We start from the raw sequence: 21,765 nt of genomic DNA on the forward strand, positions 1-21,765 counted from the left end.
CCCGGTGCAGGACATTACCTGCGTGGCTGTCAACGAGTGCGGGGCTCGGTCACGCTCAACCGGTCGGCCTCGGCGGCCAGCCGTGGCGGAAGGAGCGGGCTGGTCGTGCTCTGCCGCGCCCTGCGGGCGAGCCGTACCGCCTCGTCGTGGTTGCCGGCGGCCTCCATGACGCGGGCGGCGCGCAGCAGCGTGGAGCCGTCCTGGACCGTCTCCATGGGCGGGATGGCCCGAACCGCCATGTGAACGTCGCCGCTCAATGCGAGGGCCAGGGCGTACGCGGCCCGGGTCGAGGGTTGCTGGAGCGGACGCACCCGCTCCAGGTCACGCAGCGCTCCGGCGGGCCGTTGCAGGTCGGAGAGGATCTCGCCACGCGCCTGCAGCGCCTCCGGCGCGTTCCCTTCTCTCATCAGCGCGTCGTCGAGCACGTCGACGGCGGTGCGCTCGTGGCCGCCGTACCACAGCGCCCAGGCCAGCTCCGTCTGGATGGCGGAATCGTCCGGGCTGCGCCGCGCGGCCGCCTGCAGCTTCCGGATGGCCTCGTCGGTCCTGCCCTGCCTGAGGAGAACCCGGCCCGTGGCGGTGAGCAGGGTCGCCGCGAGCACGTCCGTACCCGGCTGCGCGACGTACAGCTGAGTGGCCCTGCGGTAGTGGATCACCGCTTCGTCGAGGTCGTCCCGCAGGTAGGCCACGTCGCCGAGCAGGGATTCGACCGCGGCGCTCAGCCGGCCGTCGTGCCCTGCTTCGCGTAACGCCAGCCTCCCGTGCCGGGCGGCCACCTCGAACTCGCCCGCGAGCATGGCGGACTCCGCGAGGCGCAGGCGCGCGTCCGGGCGGATGTGGACCGCGCCGCCGGGAAGGGGGCCGCCTCGAAACAACGCGGGGCGCAATCGTTCGTGCCAGATTCGCCAGCCGGAAGCGTCGGGCACCCTCGCGAGCACATGGCGGTCCGCCAGAGCCTTCAGCACTGGAGCCGGGAGACCGGCTGTCTCCGTCACGACCTCCGGCGAGCCGAAGGTCTCGCGCAGTCGGGTGCGGAGCTTTTCCGGGTCGGCATGGAAGTGGTCGGCGGCGACCTCTTCCAGTTGCCGCCGGCAGTAGGCGGCGATCGCCTCGTCGGGGCCGTCGAGGTCGCCGATCAGCTCGGGTTGGGGCGGGCTCAGCAGTGCGGTGCAGGCGATCTGCAGCAGGAGGGGCTCGACCTGACCGGCCGCGTCGGCCAGGTCGTCCACCAGCCCCTCGGCAACTCCAGGCGCGAACGTGTGGCCCAGCTCCTCCAAGGGTTTTCGGCAGGCGGCGACGGCCTGTTCGCGCCGAAGCGGACCCAGACGGTAGGGAGGCGTGGTCACGCCGCTGTGCCGGACGACCTCATCCAGATGATCGTCGTCGACCGCGATCAGCAGGTGGAAGGGCAGGTCGCCGTCGAGCACGGCGGAGATCTGCTCGATCAGTTGCTCACAGTGCCGGCGCTGCCGGTCATGGGCGGTGAACAACTCCTCGACCTGGTCGACGACCGCCATGATCGGCACCGGAGCGCCGGAGGCGTCCAGCCGCGGGGGTCGCGTGCGCAGAAAGGCGGAGATCGTCAGGCCGGACAAGTGCGTCGGCGCCTCGTGCGGAGCCCATGACGACAGCAGTGCGAGCACGAACGAGTTCCTGCCACCGCCGGCGAGCGCGGCCGGCACCGAGGATCGCCGTGACACCCTGCCGATCGGCAGCACGTCGGCGCTGTAGGAATCGAGGAGGGGCAGCACTCCGGCGGCGATCAGCGAGCTTTTCCCTACGCCACGAGGGCCGTGCACGATCGTGATCGGATCAGCACGCCAGCGAGCGGCCACCTCGGCCGCCTCGGTCTCACGGCCGACGAAGCGGGCGTCGTCCGCCCTGGCGTAGGGGCGCGTACCGACATACGGCCATGCATCCGGGACCGAGTTGCTGCTGGATCTCATCACCGTGCCTCGCCCCATTGCCGCGATTCTGCCAGGAATACAGGCACCATCCGATGGCAGATGGAGAATTGTCGCAATCGATATGACTATATGGCCGAGCTCCAGCCGGCGACGGTGAGGTCATCCGGGTCTTCGGCCAGCCGCAGGTAGGCTCGCCTGAGCACCGGAGAGTGAAGATTCCTGAGCGCATCGAGATCGATGACGCCGAGGTCGATGATGCCGATCGTGCTCTCTTCTTCCATGCATTCTCCTGGTTTTCGGTCAGCCGTAACCAGCTCAGCGCAATTTGCTTCTTCAGACGATTCTGCGTCGGTATTTTTCAGGAATCAATCTATAAGATGTGAGCAACGAGGACCATGGCCGGAGGACCACGTGAGCGAGCAGGTCAACGAGTACGGGCCGATTCGGATGCCGAACATCTGGGGGAAGATCCCCGCCCGTAACCGAAATTTCACCGGACGTGAGCATTTGCTGGACCGGTTGAGAGAGAGCCTGCACCTGTCGACCACCGCAGCCGTGGTGGCGCACACGCCCGTCCCGCAGGCCCTGCACGGCCTCGGCGGGGTCGGCAAGACCCAGCTGGTCACGGAGTTCGCCTGGCGCTTCCGGGGATCGTACGAGCTCGTCTGGTGGATCTCGGCCGACCAGCCGGCCCTGGTCCCCGCCGCTCTCGCGGGGCTGGCCGCCGACCTCAACTGCGCTCCCGCCAGCGCCGTCGGCATCGAGGAGGCCGCGGCCTCGGTGCGCAGGGCGCTCCAGCGCGGCGAGCCGTACAGCAAATGGTTATTGATCTTCGACAACGCCGACGAGCCCGAGGCGATCAAGGACTTCCTCCCCGACGGAGGGCCGGGGCACGTACTGATCACCTCCCGCAACATCCGCTGGAGCGCGGCCAGCGAGAGCGTGGCGGTGGACGTCTTCGAGCGGAACGAGAGCATCCAGTTCCTCCGCAGACGTCTCGAACGCGACATGCCCCACGCCGAGGCCGACGCCCTCGCGCAGGCGCTCGGTGACCTGCCCCTGGCGCTGGAGCAGGCGGCGGCGCTCCAGCTCACGACCGGCCTGTCCACCGACGAGTACCTCGAAGCGCTGGGCGAAGAGACACGGCGGCTGCTCGCTCTGGGCAAGGCCACCGAATATCCCCACTCCATGACCGCGGCCTGGCAGCTGTCGGTCCAGGCGATCGAGGAACGCATGCCCGAGGCCGCCACCGTGCTGCGGTGCCTGGCCTTCTTCGGTCCCGAGCCGATCCCCCGCGACCTGTTCCGCCGCGGCAACAAGACCCAGGGCGCCGCGCGCATCGGCCCGATCCTGTCCGACCCGCTGCTGTTGAGCCGGGCCTTCGGCGAGCTCAACCGGTTCGCCCTGCTCAAGGTCGAGTCCGCCGCCGGCACCGTCCAGGTGCACCGCCTCATCCAGGCGCTGCTGCGCGACTCGGTCGACGAGCGGGAACGCGGCGAGATCCGGCACGAAGTGCACCTGCTGCTGGCCGGTGGCGCGCCCGTCGACCCGGAGGACACCACCAGGTGGGCGGCCTTCCGCGAGCTGCTGCCCCATTTCGAGCCGTCCGGCCTCGCGGACTGCGCCGAGGCGGATCCCCGCAACTTCTGCATCACGCTCGTCCGCTTCCTCTACCGAGTGGGCGACTACCGGTCGGCCAGGACCTTCGCCGAGCATCTCCGCGACACCTGGACGGCCGCCTCGGGCCCGGAGAGCCCCGACGTGCTGCGGATCCGCCGCCATCTGGCCAACGTGCTCTGGCAGCTCGGCGACTTCGACGAGTCCCGCCTGCTCAACGCGGAGACGCTGGCGCTGATGCAGCGCGTGCTCGGCCCCGACCACGAGGAGACCCTCGGCGCGGCCAACTCCTACGGCGCCTCACTACGCGCGCTGGGCGACTTCGCCGCCGCTCAGAAGCAGGACAAGGAGTCGCTGGCGGCCTTCGAGCGTGTCTTCGGCCCGACCCATCCGGTGACTCTCCGCCTGCTCAACAACCTGGCGCTCGACCACGCGCTGCTCAGCGACTACTTCACCGCGCGCGACCTGCACAAGCTGGCCTACCTGGAGATGAGCGGCGCCACCCACGGCGTCGGCAAGTGGGACGTGCAGAACGCCTGGAACGGCCTGGCACAGGTGCTGCGGCTCTGCGGGGCCTACGAGGAGGCCGTCGACCTGGGCGAGGAGGTCTACGCCTACGGGCTCAGGGAGCTCACCGCGGAACATCCCATCGTGATCAAGACCGCCAAGGACCTCTCCATCGCCCGGCGTGGCGCCGGTGACATCACCGCGTCGCTGGAACTGGCCAAGGAAACGCTCAGCCGCCTGGAAAAGCTCTTCGGCCGGGACAACCCCGACACCATGGCCACCGCGATCGCGCTGTCCAACAGCCTGCGCGAGGCCGGCAACCTGGACGAGGCGATGGCGCTCGTCAAGGACACTCTGCCGAGGTATCACACGATCTACGGCCCGCGACACCCGTTCACCTACGGCTGCCGCGCCGACCTCGCGCTCCTCCACCGGCTTCGCGGCGACCCCGAACGCGCCCGGGAGGAGAACTCCGAAGCCTACGAGGGCCTGCTCGCCCGCCTCGGCGCCGAGCACGAGTACACGCTCATGGCGGCCGTCAACCTGGCCTCCGACTACGCCGCGCTGGGCGACAGCCACACCGCTCGCCGCCTGGGCGAGGAGAGCCTGGCGCGGCTGCGCGGGTTCTTCGGCAAGGAGCACTTCCTCACCACCTTCGGCGCCGTCAACCTCGCCATCGACCTGAGCGACACCGGAGCCGACGAGGAGGCGGCCGCGCTGCGAACGGAGATCGTGAACAACCTCCGGCGCATCTCTCGCACGTCCACGCCCGACATGGTCCGAGCGCTCAAGGGCGAGCGGATCGACTGGGACTTCGATCCGCTGTCCCTGTGACGGCTGTCCCTGTGACGCCGTTCCTGGCGAGCCAGGCCGCTCTGTGCTCGTCCGCCTCCCGCGCCGCCGCCTCGGCGGCGGCGGGCGGCACCGGATCCTTCATCCAGGACGACAGGGTACGGCGGAGCAGTCCGGTGAACCGTTCGCCGACCGGCGTCAGCTTCCCGCTGTCGAGCAGGGTCCCCGTCACCTCCAGCGCGGCTGCGCGCCAGCGTGCGAACTCGATGTGGGGACGCAGTCCGCGCTCGGAGTCGCGCTGACGGCGCCAGAATCCGGCCAGGCCGAGGTGTGCGTACGCGCCGTGCAGGAGACCGGACAGCGGGCGTGGATCACCGCGCCAGGGCGCGTAGAAGCGCCGCTCGTCCGGAAGCGTCAGCTCCACCAGGTCGAGTACGGCGTTGAGCTTGGCGTGCTGGAGCTCGTGCGCGAACGTCGACGCGAGCCAGGTGTGATCGGGCGGAGTCGACATCGCCACCGTGCCGAAGGTGACACGGGACGTCGCGCTGTCCCGGCCGCTCTGGGCCGCCTTGATGGGGGTGAGCACCCGGGCGATCGCGCGCAGCTCAGCGGCGGTCGTCCAATGATGTTTGTCCAGGAGCTCCCAGGCGGCGGCGACGTGACTCCGCCAGCGCCGCAGGTCGTCGGGCGGCAGGCGGCCGTCGATCACTGTGGGACCTGGCCAGCGATGCGGATCCAGATCGTCGACGACCAGCTCGATCGCGCCGTCGGCCGAGCGGATCCGATGAAGCGGAGTGCATCTGGACGTGTCGGTTTCCAGCTCGATGATCTGGTCCTCGTCCGTCGGCAGGACGAGCTGCCCCAGCGAGGGCAACGTGATCACCCCGCCCGGCGCGGGAACCTGGACCCGCAGCCGTAGCCCGGCCCGGCAGGCGGCCGCCGCGGCGACCGCACCGAGCTGCGCCACGGCCAGCGGATCCGCCCGTCCAGTGATCAATGCCCGCAGAGTGCTCTTGGCCCACGCACCGACCGCTGGATAGCCGATCACGTACTTGACCGCTTCAGGAGCCTGTGCGGCGATCTCGGCGAGCCGGTCAAAGGCAGCTTCCGCCCGCCCTTCCTCCGCCACCCCCCTGAGGAGCAGCAGATGCTTGCTGTACTGCGTCTCGGCCAGGAATTGGGCTGCCTCCGCGCCACCTCCCCCTCGCGCCAGCCGATCAAGAAGATCTTGAGGGACGGTGTACGAGTCGAGCCGCATGTCGCTCCCCTCAGTGAACCGACCCGCGCAGGTCGGCGACGAGGCGTTCACGAATGTGATCGATCAGTCGATACAGATCATCGCAATAGACTGACGGGTTCTTGAAGCCGTCGTCCGAGCGGTAACGATGCGTGTAGAGCCCGCCGCCGCACACTCGCCCGAATTTGCATGCCTTGCACGTGTCGCTCAACGCTTCCCAACCGAGCTGGCGCGCCACCATGCCGGGATGTCGGAGCGCCTCGTCGAAGGAATGGTCCACGATGTTCAAGCCGGTCATGGGGGCGCCCTGCCGTACCGCCTTGAGGGAGTCCGTCTGCTCGATGGTGCCGTCCGTCTCGATCACGACGACCGTGGACGGCGTCAGGCCCACGGATTCGCTGGCCGAGCCGCCACCGAGCAACAGACTCACGATTTCCTGAAATGTCCGTATCACGCTGTCGCTGCCGCTTTCGTACCAATGGTCGAAGATCGGAATGAGCCAGTCGGCGTACGGCGTAGCCGGCTTCCTCCATCCCGGCGGTGGCGTGTCCCAGGTCGCGTGCGGCAGCAGGAAGTCCATGGTCGGCGGATCGAAAGCGCTCAGCGCCTCATAGGTCTCGACGGGATCATTGAGCAGATCGACCGTGCACAACAGCCCGCTGAACAGGTGACGGAACCTCTCGCTGGTGAGCCGTGTCAGCCCCTGCATCACTGCCGGGTAGCTCCCCCGCCCGTCGGCGAACCGCCGATTGCGGTCGTTCTCCCTGGGACCGCCGTCGAGACTCACTCCCACCCGGACGTCCATCGCGTCGAACGACGACAGCGCCGCTTCGTCCAGCAACACCGCGTTCGTCTGCAGCACCGCCTCGACCCGCAGCCCCGGCCCCACTTCCGACCGCACCAACTCCACGATCTTCGCGAGGTACTCGTGACCCGCCAGCAACGGCTCCCCTCCGTGCAGGACCACTCGCACCGACGGCAAATCATGATCAGCCGCGTGCTCGGCGATACGCTGGGCGGCGATGGAGACCAGTTGAGGGTCCATCACCATCGGCCGCCCCCGCCAGCTCTGATCAGCCAGGGTGTAGACATAGCAGTAGTCGCACGCCAAATTGCAGCGGCTATGGACTTTAAGCAGGAATTGCCGGAAAGGTCGCGCCCGCCACCCGCCACGAAGCAGTTCGTCGACATCGAGCGCTGAAGGCCACTCCCATGATTGATTCTCTGCGTTAGATGTCAACCTAGAGACCACCCCGCTTCAACGCTGCCAATTCTAGACGACCCAGGGCAAATGGGGGAGGCTCCGGTGCGGCCCGGCAGCGCGGGGCCGTGATCGCTTTACTGCTCGAATCGCACACCGGCCACGCCAATCAATGAAATGCGAGGTCCTGGTGTCATTGCGCCTGCCGATAATCACATCCATCCAGGTCATGACTCCGCGAAGGCTTCGCGTGGCGTACGCGAGCCGCCGGCGCCGGCCATCCGCGTGAGCCCTCAACCCGTACCCGGATCGCCGGCTGTTCGCCTGCGCGGGCTACGCCCTGCAGGATTCGCGCACTTTGCACCTTCACATCGTGGGTCCCACGCCAGACGTGCTCAACGACGGCGTCACCGTCACGTGCGCGCTGTGGAGGTGCCAGAAATGGCACATCACGCCCGAGTGTCTGCGAGACTCCGGAAGCCATGAAGATCTTGTGGATCGTCTGCGTCCTGGTGCTGGCAGGCTGCACGGCAGCCCCAGCGCGCACCGTGCCGAGGACTCCGGCGGCGAGCACGCCCCCCGTCGCGTCGCCCAAAGAGAGCGACCTCGACGACGAGGAGGTCGAGGGTGCCTCTGACGACAGGGCCACCACGGTGCTCGACGTGGCGGTGGCGGGCCCGGACGCGGCCTGGGCGGCCGGCCTTGCCGTGACAGCGGAGGACGAGCCGTCCACCGGCGTGCTCCTGCGGATGGACCGCGACGGATGGCGTGTCGACCAGCGTCCGCACAAGCGGTTCCCCGACGCGATCGACTCCATCGTGTCGGGCGTGGACGCCGACGGACCGAACCAGGTCTGGGCAGTCGGCGACCTCGGCGACCTCGATGAAAACTCCGAGGAGGTGCGGCTCCCCTTCGCCCTGCGCTGGGACGGCCGGCGTTGGAAGACGTTCGGACCTGCCCAGCTCCCGAAGGTCGGCACGCTGGCCGACGTCGCCGTGGACGGTTCGCGGGCGTTCCTGATCGGCAGGCGCGGGGAGGGCAAGACGTCCATCCCCGTCCTCGTGACCTGGAACGGCAGGCGTTTCGGCAAGCAGGAAGTCCCGCACGGAGGCAGATTCCGCGCCGTGGACGCCGGAGCCGGGCAGGTGTGGATCGCGGGCAGCTCCTCCAGCGGGCGATGCGCTGATTCGCGCCCGGCGATCTGGCACAGCGCGACTCCCGGCAGCGCGCCGGTGGAGATGCGGCTGCCCGCGGTGGGCCAGGGCACGCTCCGGCACATCTCGCAGAACCGGCCGTCCGACGTGTGGGCCGTGGGTGAGCGCGGCGCCTCGGGAGACTGTGACGAGTACGGTGCAGGCGAACCGCTGATCCTGCACTGGAACGGAAGCTCCTGGACGCAGGTCGAACCCCCCAGGTGGAAGGGCTCGCTGTACGGTGTCGCCGCCGTCGGCGAGGACGACGTGTGGGTGGTGGGTTACGAAGAGGACGTGACGACCGAAGTCACGTTGCTGCACTACGACGGGCGGCGGTGGAAGCGGAGGGCCGGGTACACCGAAGGCGGCTCGAACGTTTCCGGCCTCGCCCGGGTCGACGCCAACCTGCTGCTGGCCGCCGGGGACCGCTGAGCCGACCGTTCTCCCCGACAGCACGCCTGACGGCGGCACGTCCGTGACCGCGTCGCTGAACTACGTGCGCGGATCTGGGAGAAGCGCACACGAACCGGTGACAGATGCCTCTGGGCATCCCCTGGCCGGCTGCCTAGTTTCTTGAACGGAACCGCCTCCGTGAAGGAGCACCGTGCGTCCGCCTGAACGTTCGGTCATCGCCGCCGCCGTGCTCGCGGCGCCCTTCCTGGCGACCCCCGCCGCACGCCAACGGCTCCCCGGGCGTGGGCCCGGGCAGCTTCGTCCGCTGACCCTCAAGACCCCGAAGGGAAGCATCATGCGCCCCATCCGGACACTCGTCCTCGCCCTCGTCGCGGCAGCGCTCCTGCCCGCGACGGCCGCCGCGGCCCAGGAGCGTGTGTACGACTGCGCCCAGGGCTTCTGGTCGCCCAATCCCTACCGCGGAGGGATCGACATCCTCGCCGGCGACTGCACGGGACCGGCGTCGGGCACGGAACCGGCCTACGTCACGCTCCGGTCCGGGGTGCCCTCGCCTCCGGAGACGTTCCTGTGCCCGACGGCCGCGTATGTCAACGGCACCGTGGTCGCGTCGCAGTGCGCCCACGTCCCGCCGGCCTGACACCGGAAGCCCTCGCGATGGCACTCGTTCGGACGAAAAGCTCCCGTGGGCGGCCACGACTGCACGAGGGAGTGGATGCGGCGCCCCTCCCCTCCTCAGCCGGCGGGTGAGGCCGGCCTGCCGAGCACCTCGGTGAGAGCTGAGATGCTGTGGTCGCCGTGGCCGGCCTCGGCGGCTCGCCTCAGCAGGTCGTTCAGCGGGCCGAGCCATGCCACGTCGACGTTCGTCTCCCGCGCGAGGTCTTCGTCGTGGGCCGCTCCGGCCAGGAACAGGTTCACGGAGGAGGCGGCGTCGCTGTAGTCACCGCTGTCGATCTCCCTGGCGTACACCGGGAGCAGGGACTTGATCATGTCCAGCCACTTGCCGGTGAAGCGCACCATGCCGCCCGCGTCCAGCCCGCGCGCCCGGAGGGCGGCGGCGCCCTGGAAGAAGCCGACGAGCGTGGGCAGCAGGAGGGCGCCCACCGCCATCTCGTACAGGGCGGCCAGGTCGACCTCGTCGCCCAGGTGGACGGTGTCGCCGCCCAGTGTCGTCAGCGTCGGCTCGCAGGCGTCGAAGACGGCCTTGTCCCCGCTGTAGTAGATCAGGGTGTCCGGCGCCCCCACGGCTGCGGGCACGTTCTTGACGGCGCCGTCGAGGTAGCGGGCCCCGTGGGAGCCGGCCCAGGCGGCCGTCTCCCTGGCGCCGGCCGGGGACCCGCTGTTCAGGGTGACCAGGGTGCGCCCCGACAGGGCGGCGGCGACCGGCTGCAGGATCTGGCGGGTGTCTTCGTACGTGGTCAGGCAGGTGATGATCAACGGGCTCGCGGCCACGGCGTCCTCGATCGCCTCCGCGTGGATCGCGCCCCTGGCGGCGAGAAGCGCGGCCTTGTGCGACGTGCGGTTCCACACCGTCGTGGGGTGTCCTGCCCTGATGAACGCCTCGGCGAGGGCCGTACCCATCGAGCCCAGCCCGATGACGGTCACGTTGTCGTCTGTCATTGCGTGCTCCTTGGTGATGTGCGGTGGTCGGTCAGTGGTGAACGGGCACCGAGTGCTTGCCGGTGCTCTGTGAGGACGTCTTCTTGTCCCGGTGCAGCAGCAGGAGCAGCGCCGTCGCTAGCCCGGCCAGCGCGAAGACGGCGGTGGCCAGGAAGCCCGCCTGGAACCCGTCGTTCAGGCCCTCGGCGGAGGCGCCCGTCGTGGAGGCGAAGGCGACCGACGAGGCGATCGCGATGCCGAGCGCGGCTCCGATCTGGAAGACGGCGTTGTTGATGCCGGAGACCAGGCCGGACTCCTCGGGCTTGGCGCCGGTGAGCGAGGCGATGGAGGCTGCGACGTTGGTGCTGCCGATTCCGGAGCCGAAGACGACCAGGCCGAAGAACAGGTCGCTCCAGTAGCCGCCGTCGGCGTCGATCCGGGTCAGCAGCAGCAGGCCGCCGGCCAGCAGCGTCATGCCTGCGATCGCGATGGGCTTGTAGCCGACCTTGGCGACCAGCCGGGCGCTGACGTTCGCGCCGATGATCGACATGACCGCGTAGATCGCGGTGCTGAGCCCGAACTTCACCGCGCTGTAGCCGAGGACCTGCTGGGCGTAGAGCGACGTGATGAGCGCCCCGCCGTACACCGTCATGGCGACGATGAGCATCAGGATGTTGCCGCCGACCACGGTCGGTGAGCGGAAGATCCGCAGCGGCACCAGCGGGGCCTGCGACCGGTTCTCGATCACGGTGAAGATCACGAACAGTACGGCGGCGCCGATGAGCATGCCGATGGTCCGGCCGCCGCCCCAGCCGACCAGCGGCGCCTCGGAGACGGCGTAGACCAGCAGGGCGATGGCGGCGGTGATGGTCACCGCGCCCGCCGGGTCGAAGCGGCGGCGGCCGTCCTGGACGGGCGTCGTCTTGAGCAGACGGGGCCCGAAGACCAGGACCGCCACGACGACCGGGACGTTGATGTAGAAGATCCACTCCCAGCCGAGCCCGTCGGTGATCGGGCCGCCGATGAGCAGTGCCGCGGTCGCGCCGAAGGCGCCGACGCCGGTCCAGATGCCCAGCGCCTTGTTGCGCTCGGGCCCCTCGGCGAAGGTGTGCATGAGCACCGCCATCGCGGTCGGTGTCATGATCGCGGCGGCGACGCCCTGGACGACCCTGGCAGTGATCAGCACCGAGTCGTTCCAGGCCAGGCCGCACAGCACTGAGGCGAGGCCGAACAGGGCGGTGCCGAACAGGAACATCCGGCGGCCGCCGAGCAGGTCGGCGGTGCGCCCGCCGAACATCAGCAGGCCGCCGAAGCTCAGCAGGTACGCGCTCATCACCCACTGGACGCCGCCCGGGGAGAAGCCGAGTTCGCTCTCGATGGAGGGCAGGGCCAGCATGACGATCTGGGAGTCGACGATGACCATGAAGAAGGACGCCACCAAGAGGGTCAGCGCCAGCCATCTCCGAGGGTCGGGGGCTTCCAGGGGTTCGCGAGGTGTCATCTTTTCCTCTTCTGGGATGCATCAGGGCAGCGCGAAGCCGCCCCGTGGGGATATCGGGCCTGGTGAGACCTAGTGGGGAGGGGAGATCCTCGCGGTCAGGCACATGCGATCGAGCGCGTTCGCGACGGACACGGCCATGATCAGATTCGCGAGGTTGTGGGGACCGAGCAGGTTCTCCGCCGCGCCGTACACGTCGTCGGGCACGCCGTCGGCCGGAAGCTTGGTCATCGTTTCGGCGAGAGCCAGGGCGGCACGCTCCGAGTCGGTGAACCGGCGCGAGTCGCGCCAGCCCGCCAGCTCGTTGAGCCGCTCCTGCCGCTCGCCCAGGCGGATCGCCTCCGCGGAACGCAGGGCCAGGAAGTACGCGCAGCCGTTGAGCTGGGCGACCCGGATGCGCGCCAGTTCGCGCAACCGGTCGTCGCACAACCCCTCGCGCCGCAGCACGTCCTCCAGATCGGTGATCAGGCTGACGGCTCGTGGCGACGCTGCCGCCAGTTCGATGCGCTGCCTGGTCATCGTGTGGTTCAGCCCTTCGTCGCGGTCGGTGGTCGTCTGCCTGAAGCAGTGTGAATCCGGCAGACGGCCACGAACAACGGCAAAGTTCTCACCGCTCGGTAAGGTGCCCTTACCGAAGGGGGGTGCCGGTGAACTGGCAGGAGCTGGAGACGTTCCTGGTACTGGCCGAAGAGCTGCATTTCGGCCGCACGGCCGACCGCCTGCACGTGTCACGCGCCCGGGTCAGCCAGATGACCCAGGCGCTGGAACGCCGGGTCGGCGGCCCGCTGTTCGAGCGCACCAGCCGCCGGGTGGCCCTGACCCCCTTGGGCAGGCAACTGCGCGAAGACCTCGGTCCCCACTGCCACGGGATTCTCGAAGCCATGGCCAAGGCGTCGAACACCGCGCGCGGCACCGGCGAGGTGCTGCGCGTGGGCTTCTCCAGCCCGCTGGCCAGCGAGCGGGTCATGACCGTGGTCGAGGCGTTCCGAGCCTCGCATCCGCGGTGTGAGGTGCAGATCCGCGAAGTCCACCTGTCAGACAGGTACAGCGCGCTGCGACGGGGCGAGCTGGACCTGCAGGTGATCGAACTGCCCGTGGACGAGCCCGATCTGACCGTGGGCCCGGTGCTCGTGCGCGACCGGACCATGCTCGCCGTCTCCGCCTCGCACCGCCTGGCCGGCCGTACGTCGATCTCCATCGAGGATCTCGGAGGGGAGAACCTGCGGCTCATCGACGGCCTGCCGGGCTATTTCCAGACGCGTCACATGCCTGATCGCACCCCGGCCGGGCGGCCCATCCATCACTCGACAACGACGAAGTACTGGCAGGAACTGCTGGCCCTCGTCGCGGCGGGCGAGGGCGTCACGATCGCCGCCGCCCAGGGCACCCGTTACTATCCACGGCCCAACCTGGTCTACGTCCCGTTCCACGACGTCGGGCCGTTCGAGTACGCGCTGATATGGCGTACGGCGAGCGTCTCCGCCAAGGCCCTGGCCTTCGCCAGGATGGCAGTGGAGAAGCACGCCTCCAAGGTCTGAGTCACTTGATCGACAAGCGCACATCTCGCCAGGCGCGCCGAACCCGGGCGCCGACGGCGGCGGTCAGCGTCCCGAGAGGGCGTCACGCAGTTTGATGTCCTTATGATCTGGACGGATTCAAGCAGTCCAACTTCCTCCGTGGCTCGAACGCCACAACGCCCGCCGCCCAGACGGCCTCTGGGCACGCATCAGCCAACGCGTCCTCGCCCTCAACGCCGCCATCTGGCAACTGGAACACCGGCGCACCCGTCAAACGGTCTCTGGCCGCCTACGATCACTGACCCTGATTCACATCAGCGATCCAGCAGCTAGCCGGCGGCCGCCTGGGCGACCGACCGGAGTCCGGCGGCCAGTTCCTGCGCCGTCGGGGCGTTGTCCGGGTCGATCTGCCAGCGGACCAGCAGGCCGATGAACAAGGTCAGCAGCACCTGCCCGCCCGCCTCGTCCTGGCCGGGCAGGCGATGGCTCAGCTCGCGCTGGGCGAGTGCCTGCCCCTCGGCCAGCCGGGTGCGCACGTCGGGCAGATGCGGCGCCTGGGCCAGTGTTTCGACGTTGGCCCGCCAGACCATCGGGTTGGCCTGGAACGACTCGATCAGCCGGGCCCAGAACTCCTCGAACCACCGGGCCGACTCGTCAGGAAAGGCCTTGAGCACTTCGGCGACCGCCTGACCGGTGACTTCGATCATCGCCTGGGCGAGCAGGGCGTCCTTCGAGCGGTAGTGGTAGTTGATCGCGGCCAGGTTGCTGCCGGAGACGGCCACGATGTCCCGGACCGTGGTGCGGGCGTAGCCGCGCTCGGACAGGCACTGTTTGGCCGCTGCCAGCAAATCCTCGGGGACTCCCATCTGGTGATCTTACCAGCACCACGAACAACTGTTTCAAACAACCGCTCTACACTCGGTCAGGGTGCGGACCAGTGGCGGGGCAGCGGGACCAGGGCGCATCGACCTCACGCTCGGTCCGGCTGAACCCGCCCGCCGTCTCCAGGCTGACGTAGCCGTGGAAGGTGCTGTGCAGAGACCGCGTCGCGTCGCTCGGGCGGCTCCGGCGGCGAACAGCCCGTGGGATGACCCGCTTGATCTCCGAGTGCCGTCGGGCGGCGTCGGCCTCGGCCGTGGCGTCGTCCAGTTCCATCCGCGCCGCGGCGCCGTCCTGGTGTTCCCCCTGTGGTCTCCTTGACTCGGCCTTGCAGCAGTCGCCGCTCCGATGCCGCTGGAGGCTCCGGTGACGACGGCGACGCGGGTGGCGAGAGTCATGGTTCGGTCCTTCAGATGTCCGAATAATTGATCAGCCGGAGTGAACAATCGCGAGGTGCGGGCGGTGGCCCTGGAGCGCAACGAGATCGAGACCTTCCTGACCCTCGCCCAGGAACTGCACTTCGGCCGCACAGCCGACCGGCTCCTGGTGTCGCGCGCCCACGTCAGCCAGACCATCCGGAAACTGGAACGGCGCGTCGGTGTCCCGTTGTTCGAGCGCTCCACCCGCCAGGTCCGGCCGACTCCGATCGGTGTCCAATTGCGGGACGGCCTGGCCCCCGCCTACGCCCAGACCCAGTCCACCCTCACCACGGTCATCGAGGCGGCCCGGGGCATCACCGGCTCCCTGACCGTCGGCTTCCTGACCGCCGCCACCGGAGAACTCGCCCTCAGAACGGCCGAGGTGTTCCGCGAACGGCACCCGGACTGCGCCGTCGAGATCCAGGAGGTTCAGATCGGCGCCGTCCTCGACCCGCTGCGCGAGGGGCGCGTGGACGTGATGCTGAGCTGCTTCCCCGTCCAGGACGCGGAGCTGACGCGATGTGACCTATGTCCCCATCCACGACGGTCCGGTGCTGGAGTGGGGACCGGTCTGGCGCACCAACGCGGCCACCACCCGGATCGCGGCGTTCGTCCGGGCGGCCCTCGACACCCTCGACCACGGCTGATTCGGCCTGCGCTACGCCCGTCGGCGGCGTCTAGTGCATCTCGTGCCTCGCGGAGTGGTTCAGGCGAGGATGTGGCCGGTCCGCCTGCCGGACGGCACGCAGCATGATCGGCGCGACGAGCGCCATCAGGACCAGTGCCACCGCCGCGGCGATCATGGCGTAGTGCTGGCCCTGGGTGAACGCCTCACGCGCGGCGGCCGCCAGAGCGGTCCCCGCCGGCTCCGGCAGGTGGCGCGCCGACTCCAGAGCGCCGCCGAGGGTGTCCAGGGCCGGGGCCGGAGCGCCGGTGAGGTGCGCCCGGTAGACGGCGGTGCCGATGCTGCCCAGCAGCGAGATGCCGAGCGCGCCGCCGAACTCCGTGGCCACCTGCGACAACCCGGCGACCGAGCCTGCCCGCTCCGGCGGAGCGGTGGCGATGATCAGGTCGGAGGAGACCGTCAGGACGAGGGTGACGCCCCCGGCCATCAGCATGATCCCGGCGATCAGCAGACCGCTCTGCCCGGTCACGTCCAGCCTGGACAGCAGCGCGAACCCGCTCGCGCCGACGAGCAGCCCGGCGCAGACCACCAGCCCCGGCCTGACCTTGCGGACCAGCACCGGCGCGAGCCCGGCGGCGAGCATCGCCATGCCCGCCGAGGGCAGCGCGTACAGACCGGCGACGAGCGGCCTGGCGTCCATGACCATCTGCAGGTACTGCGTGGTGAAGAGGCTGGAGCCGACCATGGCGAAGACGCCGAGGGTGTTGGCGCCGATCGCGGCGGTGAAGGCGCGGCTGCCGAACAGGCGCACGTCCAGCATCGGATCGGCCATCGAGCGCTGCCGCCCCACGAAGGCGGCGCCCATCGCCAGCCCGGCGACGATGGCCACAATCGGCGTCCAGCCGAGGCCGTCCTGCGCGATGTGCTGGATCCCGTAGATCGTGGGCAGGATGGCGCCCAGCGACAACGCCACGCCGAGCAGGTCGAACCTGCCCGGACGCGGGTCGCGCGACTCGGGCAGCAGCAGCGGCGCCAGGATCAGCAGCAGCGCCATGACCGGCAGGTTGACCAGGAAGACCGAGCCCCACCAGAAGTGCTCCAGCAACGCGCCGCCCATCAGCGGGCCCAGCATGGCGCCGCCGGCGAAGGCGCCGGTCCAGATGGCGATCGCGACCCGGCGCCGGCCGTCGTCGTGGAACATGTTGCGGATCAGCGACAACGTCGAGGGCATCAACGTGGCGCCGCCCACCCCGAGCAGGGCCCTGGTGACGATCAGCAGGTCGGCGCTGGGAGAGAACGCGGCCACCGCGGAGGCGGCGCCGAACGCGGCGGCCCCCGCCATCAGCAGGCGACGCCGCCCGACCCGGTCACCGAGCGTGCCCATCGGCAGCAGCAGCCCGGCCAGCATGAACGGGTAGATGTCGATGATCCACAGCAGCTGGGAGCCGCTCGGCGCCAGGGAGGCGCTGATGAACGGCAGCGCGTACGACAAGACGTGCAGGTCGACGGAGATCAGGAGCACGGGCAGGACCAGGACGGCCAGCCCGACCCACTGCTTGCGTCCGGCTTTCATGAACGGCCTTTCTCGCGGAGGGGTGCACCGGCGTGGTGCAGGTGACGCAGGGCCTCGGCGTGCGAGGCCGCGAAGCCGACCTCGTGGTACGGCAGGCCGAGCTGCCGGCAGTAGGCCCGCACGATGGGCTGGGCCAGGCGCAGGTTGGGGGCGGGCATGCTGGGGATCAGATGGTGCTCGATCTGGTGGTTGAGCCCACCCATGGCCAGGTCGATGAGGCGGCCGCCGCGCACGTTGCGGGTGGTGAGCACCTGCTTGCGCAGGAAGTCCAGCTCCGCCGTACCAGTCAGGGTGGGCATGCCCTTGTGGCCGGGGGCGAAGACGCAGCCCATGTAGAGGCCGAACAGACCTTGGTGGACGGCGAAGAAGATCAGGGCCTTGCCGGGCGACAGGACCCAGACCAGCGCGCCCAGATAGAGGACGAAGTGGGCGAACAGCAGCGCGCCCTCCAGGACGCGGTGCCTCATCCAGGGCCAGCGTAGGGCGCGGACACCGCTCAGGTGCAGGTTGAGCCCCTCCAACAGGAGCAGAGGGTAGAACAGCAGCGCCTGACTGCCGCCGATGAGCCGGGCCAGCCCGCGGCTGTCGCGCGCCTGCTCCTGCGACCACACCAGGACGTCGGGAACGACGTCGGGATCGAGGTCCTCGTGGTTGGGGTTGGCGTGGTGACGGGTGTGCTTGTTCATCCACCAGCCGTATCCGAGGCCGATCCCAAGGTTGCCGCCGAGCCGGCCGAGGATCTCGCTCGGCCTCCTGCTGAGGAAGATCTGCCGGTGCGCCAGGTCGTGCATGACGAGGGCGACCTGGGCGAAGACGATCGCGAAGCCGACCGCCAGCGGCACCTGGAGCCAGGAGTCGCCGAGCAGGAAGAAGGCAGCCAGACCGGACAGGTAGAGGGCTGCCACCACGCTGATCCGCCGGAGGTAGTGGCGGGTGCGGCGGTCGAGGAGCCCGGCCTGTCTGACACGTCTGGACAGGCGGCTGAAGTCGCTCACGGCCTGGGCCGTTGCGGTTGCTTGTGCCATGCATGGGACCATACACATGTTTGTGACGATCGTGCAAAACACTTGTTTGTGACGTTTGTTTGACTAGACTGAGCCCATGATCGAGAACGGAGCACACGCGCTGACAGCGTTCGAGACACCCGCCGGCTGGGCACACGAACCGGACGAGGGATACGAGACTTCGTGGCGGCGGGCGATCGAACTGCTCGACCCCCACGGCCCCGCCCGCGTGGCCGGCATCGAAGTCGTCGCCGCCAGCGCCGAGACGCCGACAGGGGCGCTGCACGCCGCCTGGAAGCGTGCCGCGGGATGACGGCCCTGCCTCCGCTCAGCCTGCGGCAAGCCCTGCTGATCGTGGACGCGGTGAACGGGCTGCCCTGCGTCGACCGCCTGACCAGAGAGCGACTGCTGGCGCAGGAAGTGGCGGCGGTGATCGCTCTGGGTGCGCCGGAGGTGTGGGCTGCGGACGGGACTGCCCTGCTGGGCATGATCGAAGCCTGGACGACGGGCCAGAGCCTGGCGGTCATCGACGCGGCCGAGCGATTCTGGGCGTGCACCGAAGGTGGTTACGAGCAAGGGTTGCGGGCCGTGGGACTGTTGCGGTGAGTTCTCACAGGCAGATCGGCCGGGCGAACCTGGCGTCCACCGCCATGGTGACCATGGCGATCAAGATCGCCTGCCGCAGCGGTGAGCAGGGGAGCCTGAAACGAGTACATCGACCACTACAACGGCCCCCGGCCTCACCAAGGGCACGACCAACGGCCCCCTGATCAAGACCGACAGGTAGGGGTGTCCATGAGGGTCGGATCAAACGCCACGAAGTACTCGGAGGAGCGATCGACGAGTACCGCATCGCAGAACCAAACACCGGCAATGGTGGCATGCTTACACCTCAAGCCTCGGTACAGAACGTTCGACGGTGAGGGTGAAGCCTGTGCCCATGTTGGTCGAGCCCATATTCGAACCTACCGACAACCAGCTGGTGAATGTCGGACTCTTCCTTTTAGACGTAATTCTGAGTTTCTGGTTCTTATGGGTACCTGGGGTCGTGCTTTGGTGGATATTTGAAGGGCGCCACAAGCGCTCATCCGGCGGTTCCAGTGGCTCCCGCAGTTCCAGCTACCGTCACGACGGGGCTGGTGGCGACGGTGGCAGTGACGGCGGCGGAGGCGACGGCGGAGACTGACGGACAGGCATGGGCGGCCGCCATCGGCCGCGCCGCCACGCGCCGGCAGGCCACGCCCGACGGCCGGGCCCTCGCGCACGCCCAGACCCGAAGGCCCATCTGCCAGCGACTATTCGAGTTCGAATATCGGTCGTCCGTTGATATCGATATTGGACACAATCTATGTCCCGTGATGTCCTCTGCGCATGAAGAAGCCAATCCCCCAGGCCTTCCATTCCGGGCTGGGCGTCATCGCGCTCACCTCGCTCACCCTCCTTGGTGCTCCCTCGTACGCGGCCACCGCATCACCCGGCGCCCCCGCCGCCGCCGCAGAGGTACGGCCGGGAACCACCGTGCGCGACGACCTGCGTGCGGTGTTCGACACGGCCGGCGTGCGCGGCACGTTCGCGCTGCTGGACGTGTCGTCCGAGAAGACGACCGTGGTGGACCGGCGACGGGCCGAGACGCCGATGGTGCCCGCCTCCAGTTTCAAGGTCCCGCACGCGCTGGTCGCGCTGGAGACGGGCGTGGTCAAGAGCCCCGACGAGGTGATCCCCTGGGACGGCACTCCGCAGCCGTTTCCCGAATGGGAGAAGGACATGACCATGCGGGAGGCCGTGCGCATCTCCAACGCGGCGGCGTTCCAGGTGATCGCCCGCCGCATCGGCCTCGCGCGCGAACGTCAGTGGCTGCACCGGCTTGGCTACGGCAACCGGCAGACCGGGTCAGTGGTCGACCGGTTCTGGCTGGACGGGCCGCTGGAGATCTCGGCGGTGGAGCAGACCCGATTCATGGCACGGCTCGCCGCGCTGCGCCTGCCCGCCAAGCGCGAGAACCAGCGCACCGTCCACGACTTGATCCTGCAGGAGAAGAAGAACGGGTACGCGCTGTACGCCAAGTCAGGCTGGCAGAACGCCCCCGGCCCCGGCACGGGCTGGTGGACCGGCTGGGTCGAGCACCGCGGACGCGTGTACACCTTCGCCCTGAACATGGACATCGCCAAGGACGGCGACGCCGCCAAGCGCGCCACGCTCGCCCGCGAACTGCTGCACCGGCTGAACGTCCTGCCCGCCGCGTGAGCAACGCACCCGCAGACCACGGTGACCGTCGCACGGTCACCGTGGTGGTCGCCGTCCAGGCCGCCATCTCGCTCGGCTACTTCGCGGCCATGGCGCACGTCGTCCTGCACCTGCGAGCCGACCTCGGGTTGGCCGCCGGCCTGATCGGCCTGGTGCTGGCGCTGCGCAATCTCGTGCAGCACACGCTCTCCCTGCCGGTCGGCGTGCTGGTGGACGTACTGGGCCCGGTACGGATGGGCATTCTGGCGTGCCTGCTGCGCGCGGCCGGGTTCGCCCTGCTCGGCACCGTGTCCGCCCTGCCCTGGCTGATCATCTCCGTAGTGTTGCTGGGCACGGGCGGAGCGCTCTTCCACCCGGCGGCACAGTCGCTGCTGGCCGGGCTCGCCGAACGGCGAAGGGCGCGCGGATACGCGGCGTACGCGATCACGTTGCAGGCCGCGGCCGTGCTCGGCCCGCTGCTCGGCCTGGCGCTCCTGAGCGTGGGTTTCTGGCTGGTCGCGCTGACGGCGGCGGCGCTGTGGGGCGCGGCGGCATTCCTGTTCTCGCTCGTGCGGCACGTCCCGCGCGTGCCGGTCGTGCGCGGGGTCGCCTCCAGAGTGCGAACGGTGCTGCAGGATCGGGTCTTCATCTGGTTCGCGGCCGTGTCGGCGCCCGCCATGCTGCTCACGGACCAGTCGTCGGTGGTCGTGCCGCTCGGCGGCGCGGACGCGACAGCGGTGGCCGTGTTCTCCTGCGTGCTCGCCATGGTGTCGGCCGCGGTCCAGCCGTGGTGCGCGGTACCCGGCCGCGCCGACCGCCCGCACGTGCTGCGCGCGGGACTGCTGCTCGCCGCGGGCGGCCATCTGCTGCTGGCAACCGGCGCGGGCGGCGGAATGACGGGCCTGGTGCTGGTGGCCGTGCTGCACGGGCTCGCCGACGGGCTACTGCAGCCGGCAGTGTTCCAGACGATCGCCCGGCTCGCCCCGCCGACCCGTTTCGGGGCGTACCTGGGCGTGCAGACGTTCTTGTCGGGCCTGTGCGCGTTCGTCGGCGGCAGCGCGGTGGGCTGGTTGTTCGACCGAGGGCCGGCCGGTGCGACCACGGCGCTGGTCATCCTGGCGTTGACCGGCTGCGTCGGGGCGACCTGCGTCCGTCCACTGTCTACCCGGGCGTTTGACGCCCGAGAGGTGATGCGGCCGGTCACGACCGATGCCGGCTCAGCCCCCCGCTCCAGGAGCACCGGACGGCAGCCGAGCTCCGTTGACACCGAGGCCGGCACCTGCCCAAGCCCTGCCGCAGCGCGCAGGGACGGCGTCAACGGCTCAGCGAGGTCATGACCGGCGGGGCGACTCCCCACCGGGTGCGGTCGGCCGGCCGAAATCGTGGGCGACAGCCGCCGGCGCGTCCGCCTCGGTGTCGGAGGCGATCGCACGGGCGCTGCGCGTGAACGCCACCGACCGCGCCCACCTGTTCCACCTGGCCCGCGCCGCTACGCCGGCAGGCGCAGCGGCTCCCGAGCGGGCCCGCACCAGCGCTGGACTCCATCGCCGACGCCGCCGCCTT

General features: G+C 69.5%; 20 protein-coding genes and 1 pseudogene. 10 read left to right on the forward strand and 11 right to left on the reverse strand.

Annotated elements, in window-relative coordinates:
* Positions 1–29: 29 nt before the first annotated feature.
* Together ACIBQ6_RS06805 and fxsA are read right to left on the reverse strand one after the other, a co-directional pair.
* Entirely contained in the window at positions 30–1,946 is a 1,917-nt protein-coding gene (locus ACIBQ6_RS06805; RefSeq protein ID WP_397210569.1) for a tetratricopeptide repeat protein, read from the reverse strand.
* Between the two features lie 86 nt (positions 1,947–2,032).
* Complete coding sequence (gene fxsA / locus ACIBQ6_RS06810) at positions 2,033–2,188, reverse strand: FxSxx-COOH cyclophane-containing RiPP peptide (RefSeq protein ID WP_358300759.1); 156 nt, start codon at positions 2,186–2,188, stop codon at positions 2,033–2,035.
* 130 nt (positions 2,189–2,318) lie between these two features.
* Here fxsA and fxsT point away from each other — a divergent pair, with 130 nt between their 5' ends.
* Positions 2,319–4,865, forward strand: coding sequence for an FxSxx-COOH system tetratricopeptide repeat protein (gene fxsT, locus ACIBQ6_RS06815; protein WP_397210570.1), 2,547 nt, complete (start codon positions 2,319–2,321; stop codon positions 4,863–4,865).
* Here the strand turns inward: fxsT and ACIBQ6_RS06820 are convergent.
* Together ACIBQ6_RS06820 and ACIBQ6_RS06825 are read right to left on the reverse strand one after the other, a co-directional pair.
* A complete protein-coding gene (locus ACIBQ6_RS06820; RefSeq protein ID WP_397210571.1) occupies positions 4,819–6,081 on the reverse strand; it encodes an HEXXH motif domain-containing protein in 1,263 nt (420 codons plus the stop codon). The genes fxsT and ACIBQ6_RS06820 overlap by 47 nt on opposite strands.
* A 10-nt stretch (positions 6,082–6,091) precedes the next feature.
* Positions 6,092–7,312, reverse strand: a complete 1,221-nt coding sequence (locus ACIBQ6_RS06825) for an FxsB family cyclophane-forming radical SAM/SPASM peptide maturase (protein WP_358300751.1) — start codon at positions 7,310–7,312, stop codon at positions 6,092–6,094.
* A gap of 431 nt (positions 7,313–7,743) precedes the next feature.
* On the opposite strand from ACIBQ6_RS06825, the gene ACIBQ6_RS06830 reads away from it, so the two are divergent.
* Both ACIBQ6_RS06830 and ACIBQ6_RS06835 read left to right on the forward strand, forming a co-directional pair.
* Entirely contained in the window at positions 7,744–8,886 is a 1,143-nt protein-coding gene (locus ACIBQ6_RS06830; protein ID WP_397210572.1) for a hypothetical protein, read from the forward strand.
* Between the two features lie 316 nt (positions 8,887–9,202).
* A complete protein-coding gene (locus ACIBQ6_RS06835; RefSeq protein ID WP_397210573.1) occupies positions 9,203–9,505 on the forward strand; it encodes a hypothetical protein in 303 nt (100 codons plus the stop codon).
* Between the two features lie 95 nt (positions 9,506–9,600).
* Here ACIBQ6_RS06835 and ACIBQ6_RS06840 read toward each other — a convergent pair whose 3' ends face one another.
* From ACIBQ6_RS06840 to ACIBQ6_RS06850, 3 genes are all read right to left on the reverse strand, one after another.
* The gene (locus tag ACIBQ6_RS06840; protein WP_397210574.1) at positions 9,601–10,485 is read right to left on the reverse strand and encodes an NAD(P)-dependent oxidoreductase; all 885 of its coding nucleotides are present in this window, start codon (positions 10,483–10,485) and stop codon (positions 9,601–9,603) included.
* Positions 10,486–10,516: 31 nt separating this feature from the next.
* Positions 10,517–11,965 (reverse strand): MFS transporter, encoded by a 1,449-nt coding sequence (locus ACIBQ6_RS06845; protein WP_397210575.1) that lies wholly within the window; start codon positions 11,963–11,965, stop codon positions 10,517–10,519.
* Positions 11,966–12,034: 69 nt separating this feature from the next.
* On the reverse strand, positions 12,035–12,481 hold the full coding sequence (locus ACIBQ6_RS06850) for a carboxymuconolactone decarboxylase family protein (RefSeq protein WP_358300738.1): 447 nt from the start codon (positions 12,479–12,481) through the stop codon (positions 12,035–12,037).
* A gap of 128 nt (positions 12,482–12,609) precedes the next feature.
* Between ACIBQ6_RS06850 and ACIBQ6_RS06855 the strand changes: the two genes are divergently transcribed.
* Entirely contained in the window at positions 12,610–13,500 is an 891-nt protein-coding gene (locus ACIBQ6_RS06855) for a LysR family transcriptional regulator (RefSeq protein WP_397210576.1), read from the forward strand.
* A 308-nt stretch (positions 13,501–13,808) separates the two neighbouring features.
* On the opposite strand, the gene ACIBQ6_RS06860 is transcribed toward ACIBQ6_RS06855, so the two are convergent.
* Together ACIBQ6_RS06860 and ACIBQ6_RS06865 are read right to left on the reverse strand one after the other, a co-directional pair.
* Positions 13,809–14,345: a helix-turn-helix domain-containing protein gene (locus ACIBQ6_RS06860; protein ID WP_358300733.1), complete on the reverse strand. Its 537-nt coding sequence runs from the start codon at positions 14,343–14,345 to the stop codon at positions 13,809–13,811.
* 46 nt (positions 14,346–14,391) lie between these two features.
* Positions 14,392–14,634, reverse strand: a complete 243-nt coding sequence (locus tag ACIBQ6_RS06865) for a TetR-like C-terminal domain-containing protein (protein ID WP_397210577.1) — start codon at positions 14,632–14,634, stop codon at positions 14,392–14,394.
* A gap of 186 nt (positions 14,635–14,820) precedes the next feature.
* Between ACIBQ6_RS06865 and ACIBQ6_RS06870 the strand changes: the two are divergent.
* Both ACIBQ6_RS06870 and ACIBQ6_RS06875 read left to right on the forward strand, forming a co-directional pair.
* Positions 14,821–15,261 (forward strand): annotated as a pseudogene (locus ACIBQ6_RS06870) (LysR family transcriptional regulator); the annotation flags it as partial.
* Between the two features lie 37 nt (positions 15,262–15,298).
* Positions 15,299–15,424, forward strand: coding sequence for a hypothetical protein (locus ACIBQ6_RS06875; RefSeq protein WP_397210957.1), 126 nt, complete (start codon positions 15,299–15,301; stop codon positions 15,422–15,424).
* A gap of 30 nt (positions 15,425–15,454) precedes the next feature.
* On the opposite strand, the gene ACIBQ6_RS06880 is transcribed toward ACIBQ6_RS06875, so the two are convergent.
* Positions 15,455–16,975 (reverse strand): MFS transporter, encoded by a 1,521-nt coding sequence (locus ACIBQ6_RS06880; RefSeq protein WP_397210578.1) that lies wholly within the window; start codon positions 16,973–16,975, stop codon positions 15,455–15,457.
* Positions 16,972–18,000 (reverse strand): fatty acid desaturase family protein, encoded by a 1,029-nt coding sequence (locus ACIBQ6_RS06885; RefSeq protein WP_397210579.1) that lies wholly within the window; start codon positions 17,998–18,000, stop codon positions 16,972–16,974. The genes ACIBQ6_RS06880 and ACIBQ6_RS06885 overlap by 4 nt, the downstream gene beginning before the upstream one ends.
* Before the next feature lie 76 nt (positions 18,001–18,076).
* On the opposite strand from ACIBQ6_RS06885, the gene ACIBQ6_RS06890 reads away from it, so the two are divergent.
* From ACIBQ6_RS06890 to ACIBQ6_RS06905, 4 genes are all read left to right on the forward strand, one after another.
* Complete coding sequence (locus tag ACIBQ6_RS06890) at positions 18,077–18,292, forward strand: hypothetical protein (RefSeq protein ID WP_397210580.1); 216 nt, start codon at positions 18,077–18,079, stop codon at positions 18,290–18,292.
* A complete protein-coding gene (locus tag ACIBQ6_RS06895) occupies positions 18,289–18,585 on the forward strand; it encodes a hypothetical protein (protein ID WP_358300717.1) in 297 nt (98 codons plus the stop codon). The genes ACIBQ6_RS06890 and ACIBQ6_RS06895 overlap by 4 nt, the downstream gene beginning before the upstream one ends.
* A gap of 765 nt (positions 18,586–19,350) precedes the next feature.
* Positions 19,351–20,223, forward strand: coding sequence for a class D beta-lactamase (gene blaOXA, locus ACIBQ6_RS06900; protein ID WP_397210581.1), 873 nt, complete (start codon positions 19,351–19,353; stop codon positions 20,221–20,223).
* Positions 20,220–21,539 (forward strand): MFS transporter, encoded by a 1,320-nt coding sequence (locus ACIBQ6_RS06905; protein ID WP_397210582.1) that lies wholly within the window; start codon positions 20,220–20,222, stop codon positions 21,537–21,539. The genes blaOXA and ACIBQ6_RS06905 overlap by 4 nt, the downstream gene beginning before the upstream one ends.
* Positions 21,540–21,765: the final 226 nt, after the last annotated feature.

This window comes from Nonomuraea sp. NPDC049655 (assembly GCF_044465465.1).
Taxonomy (GTDB): Bacteria; Actinomycetota; Actinomycetes; order Streptosporangiales; family Streptosporangiaceae; genus Nonomuraea.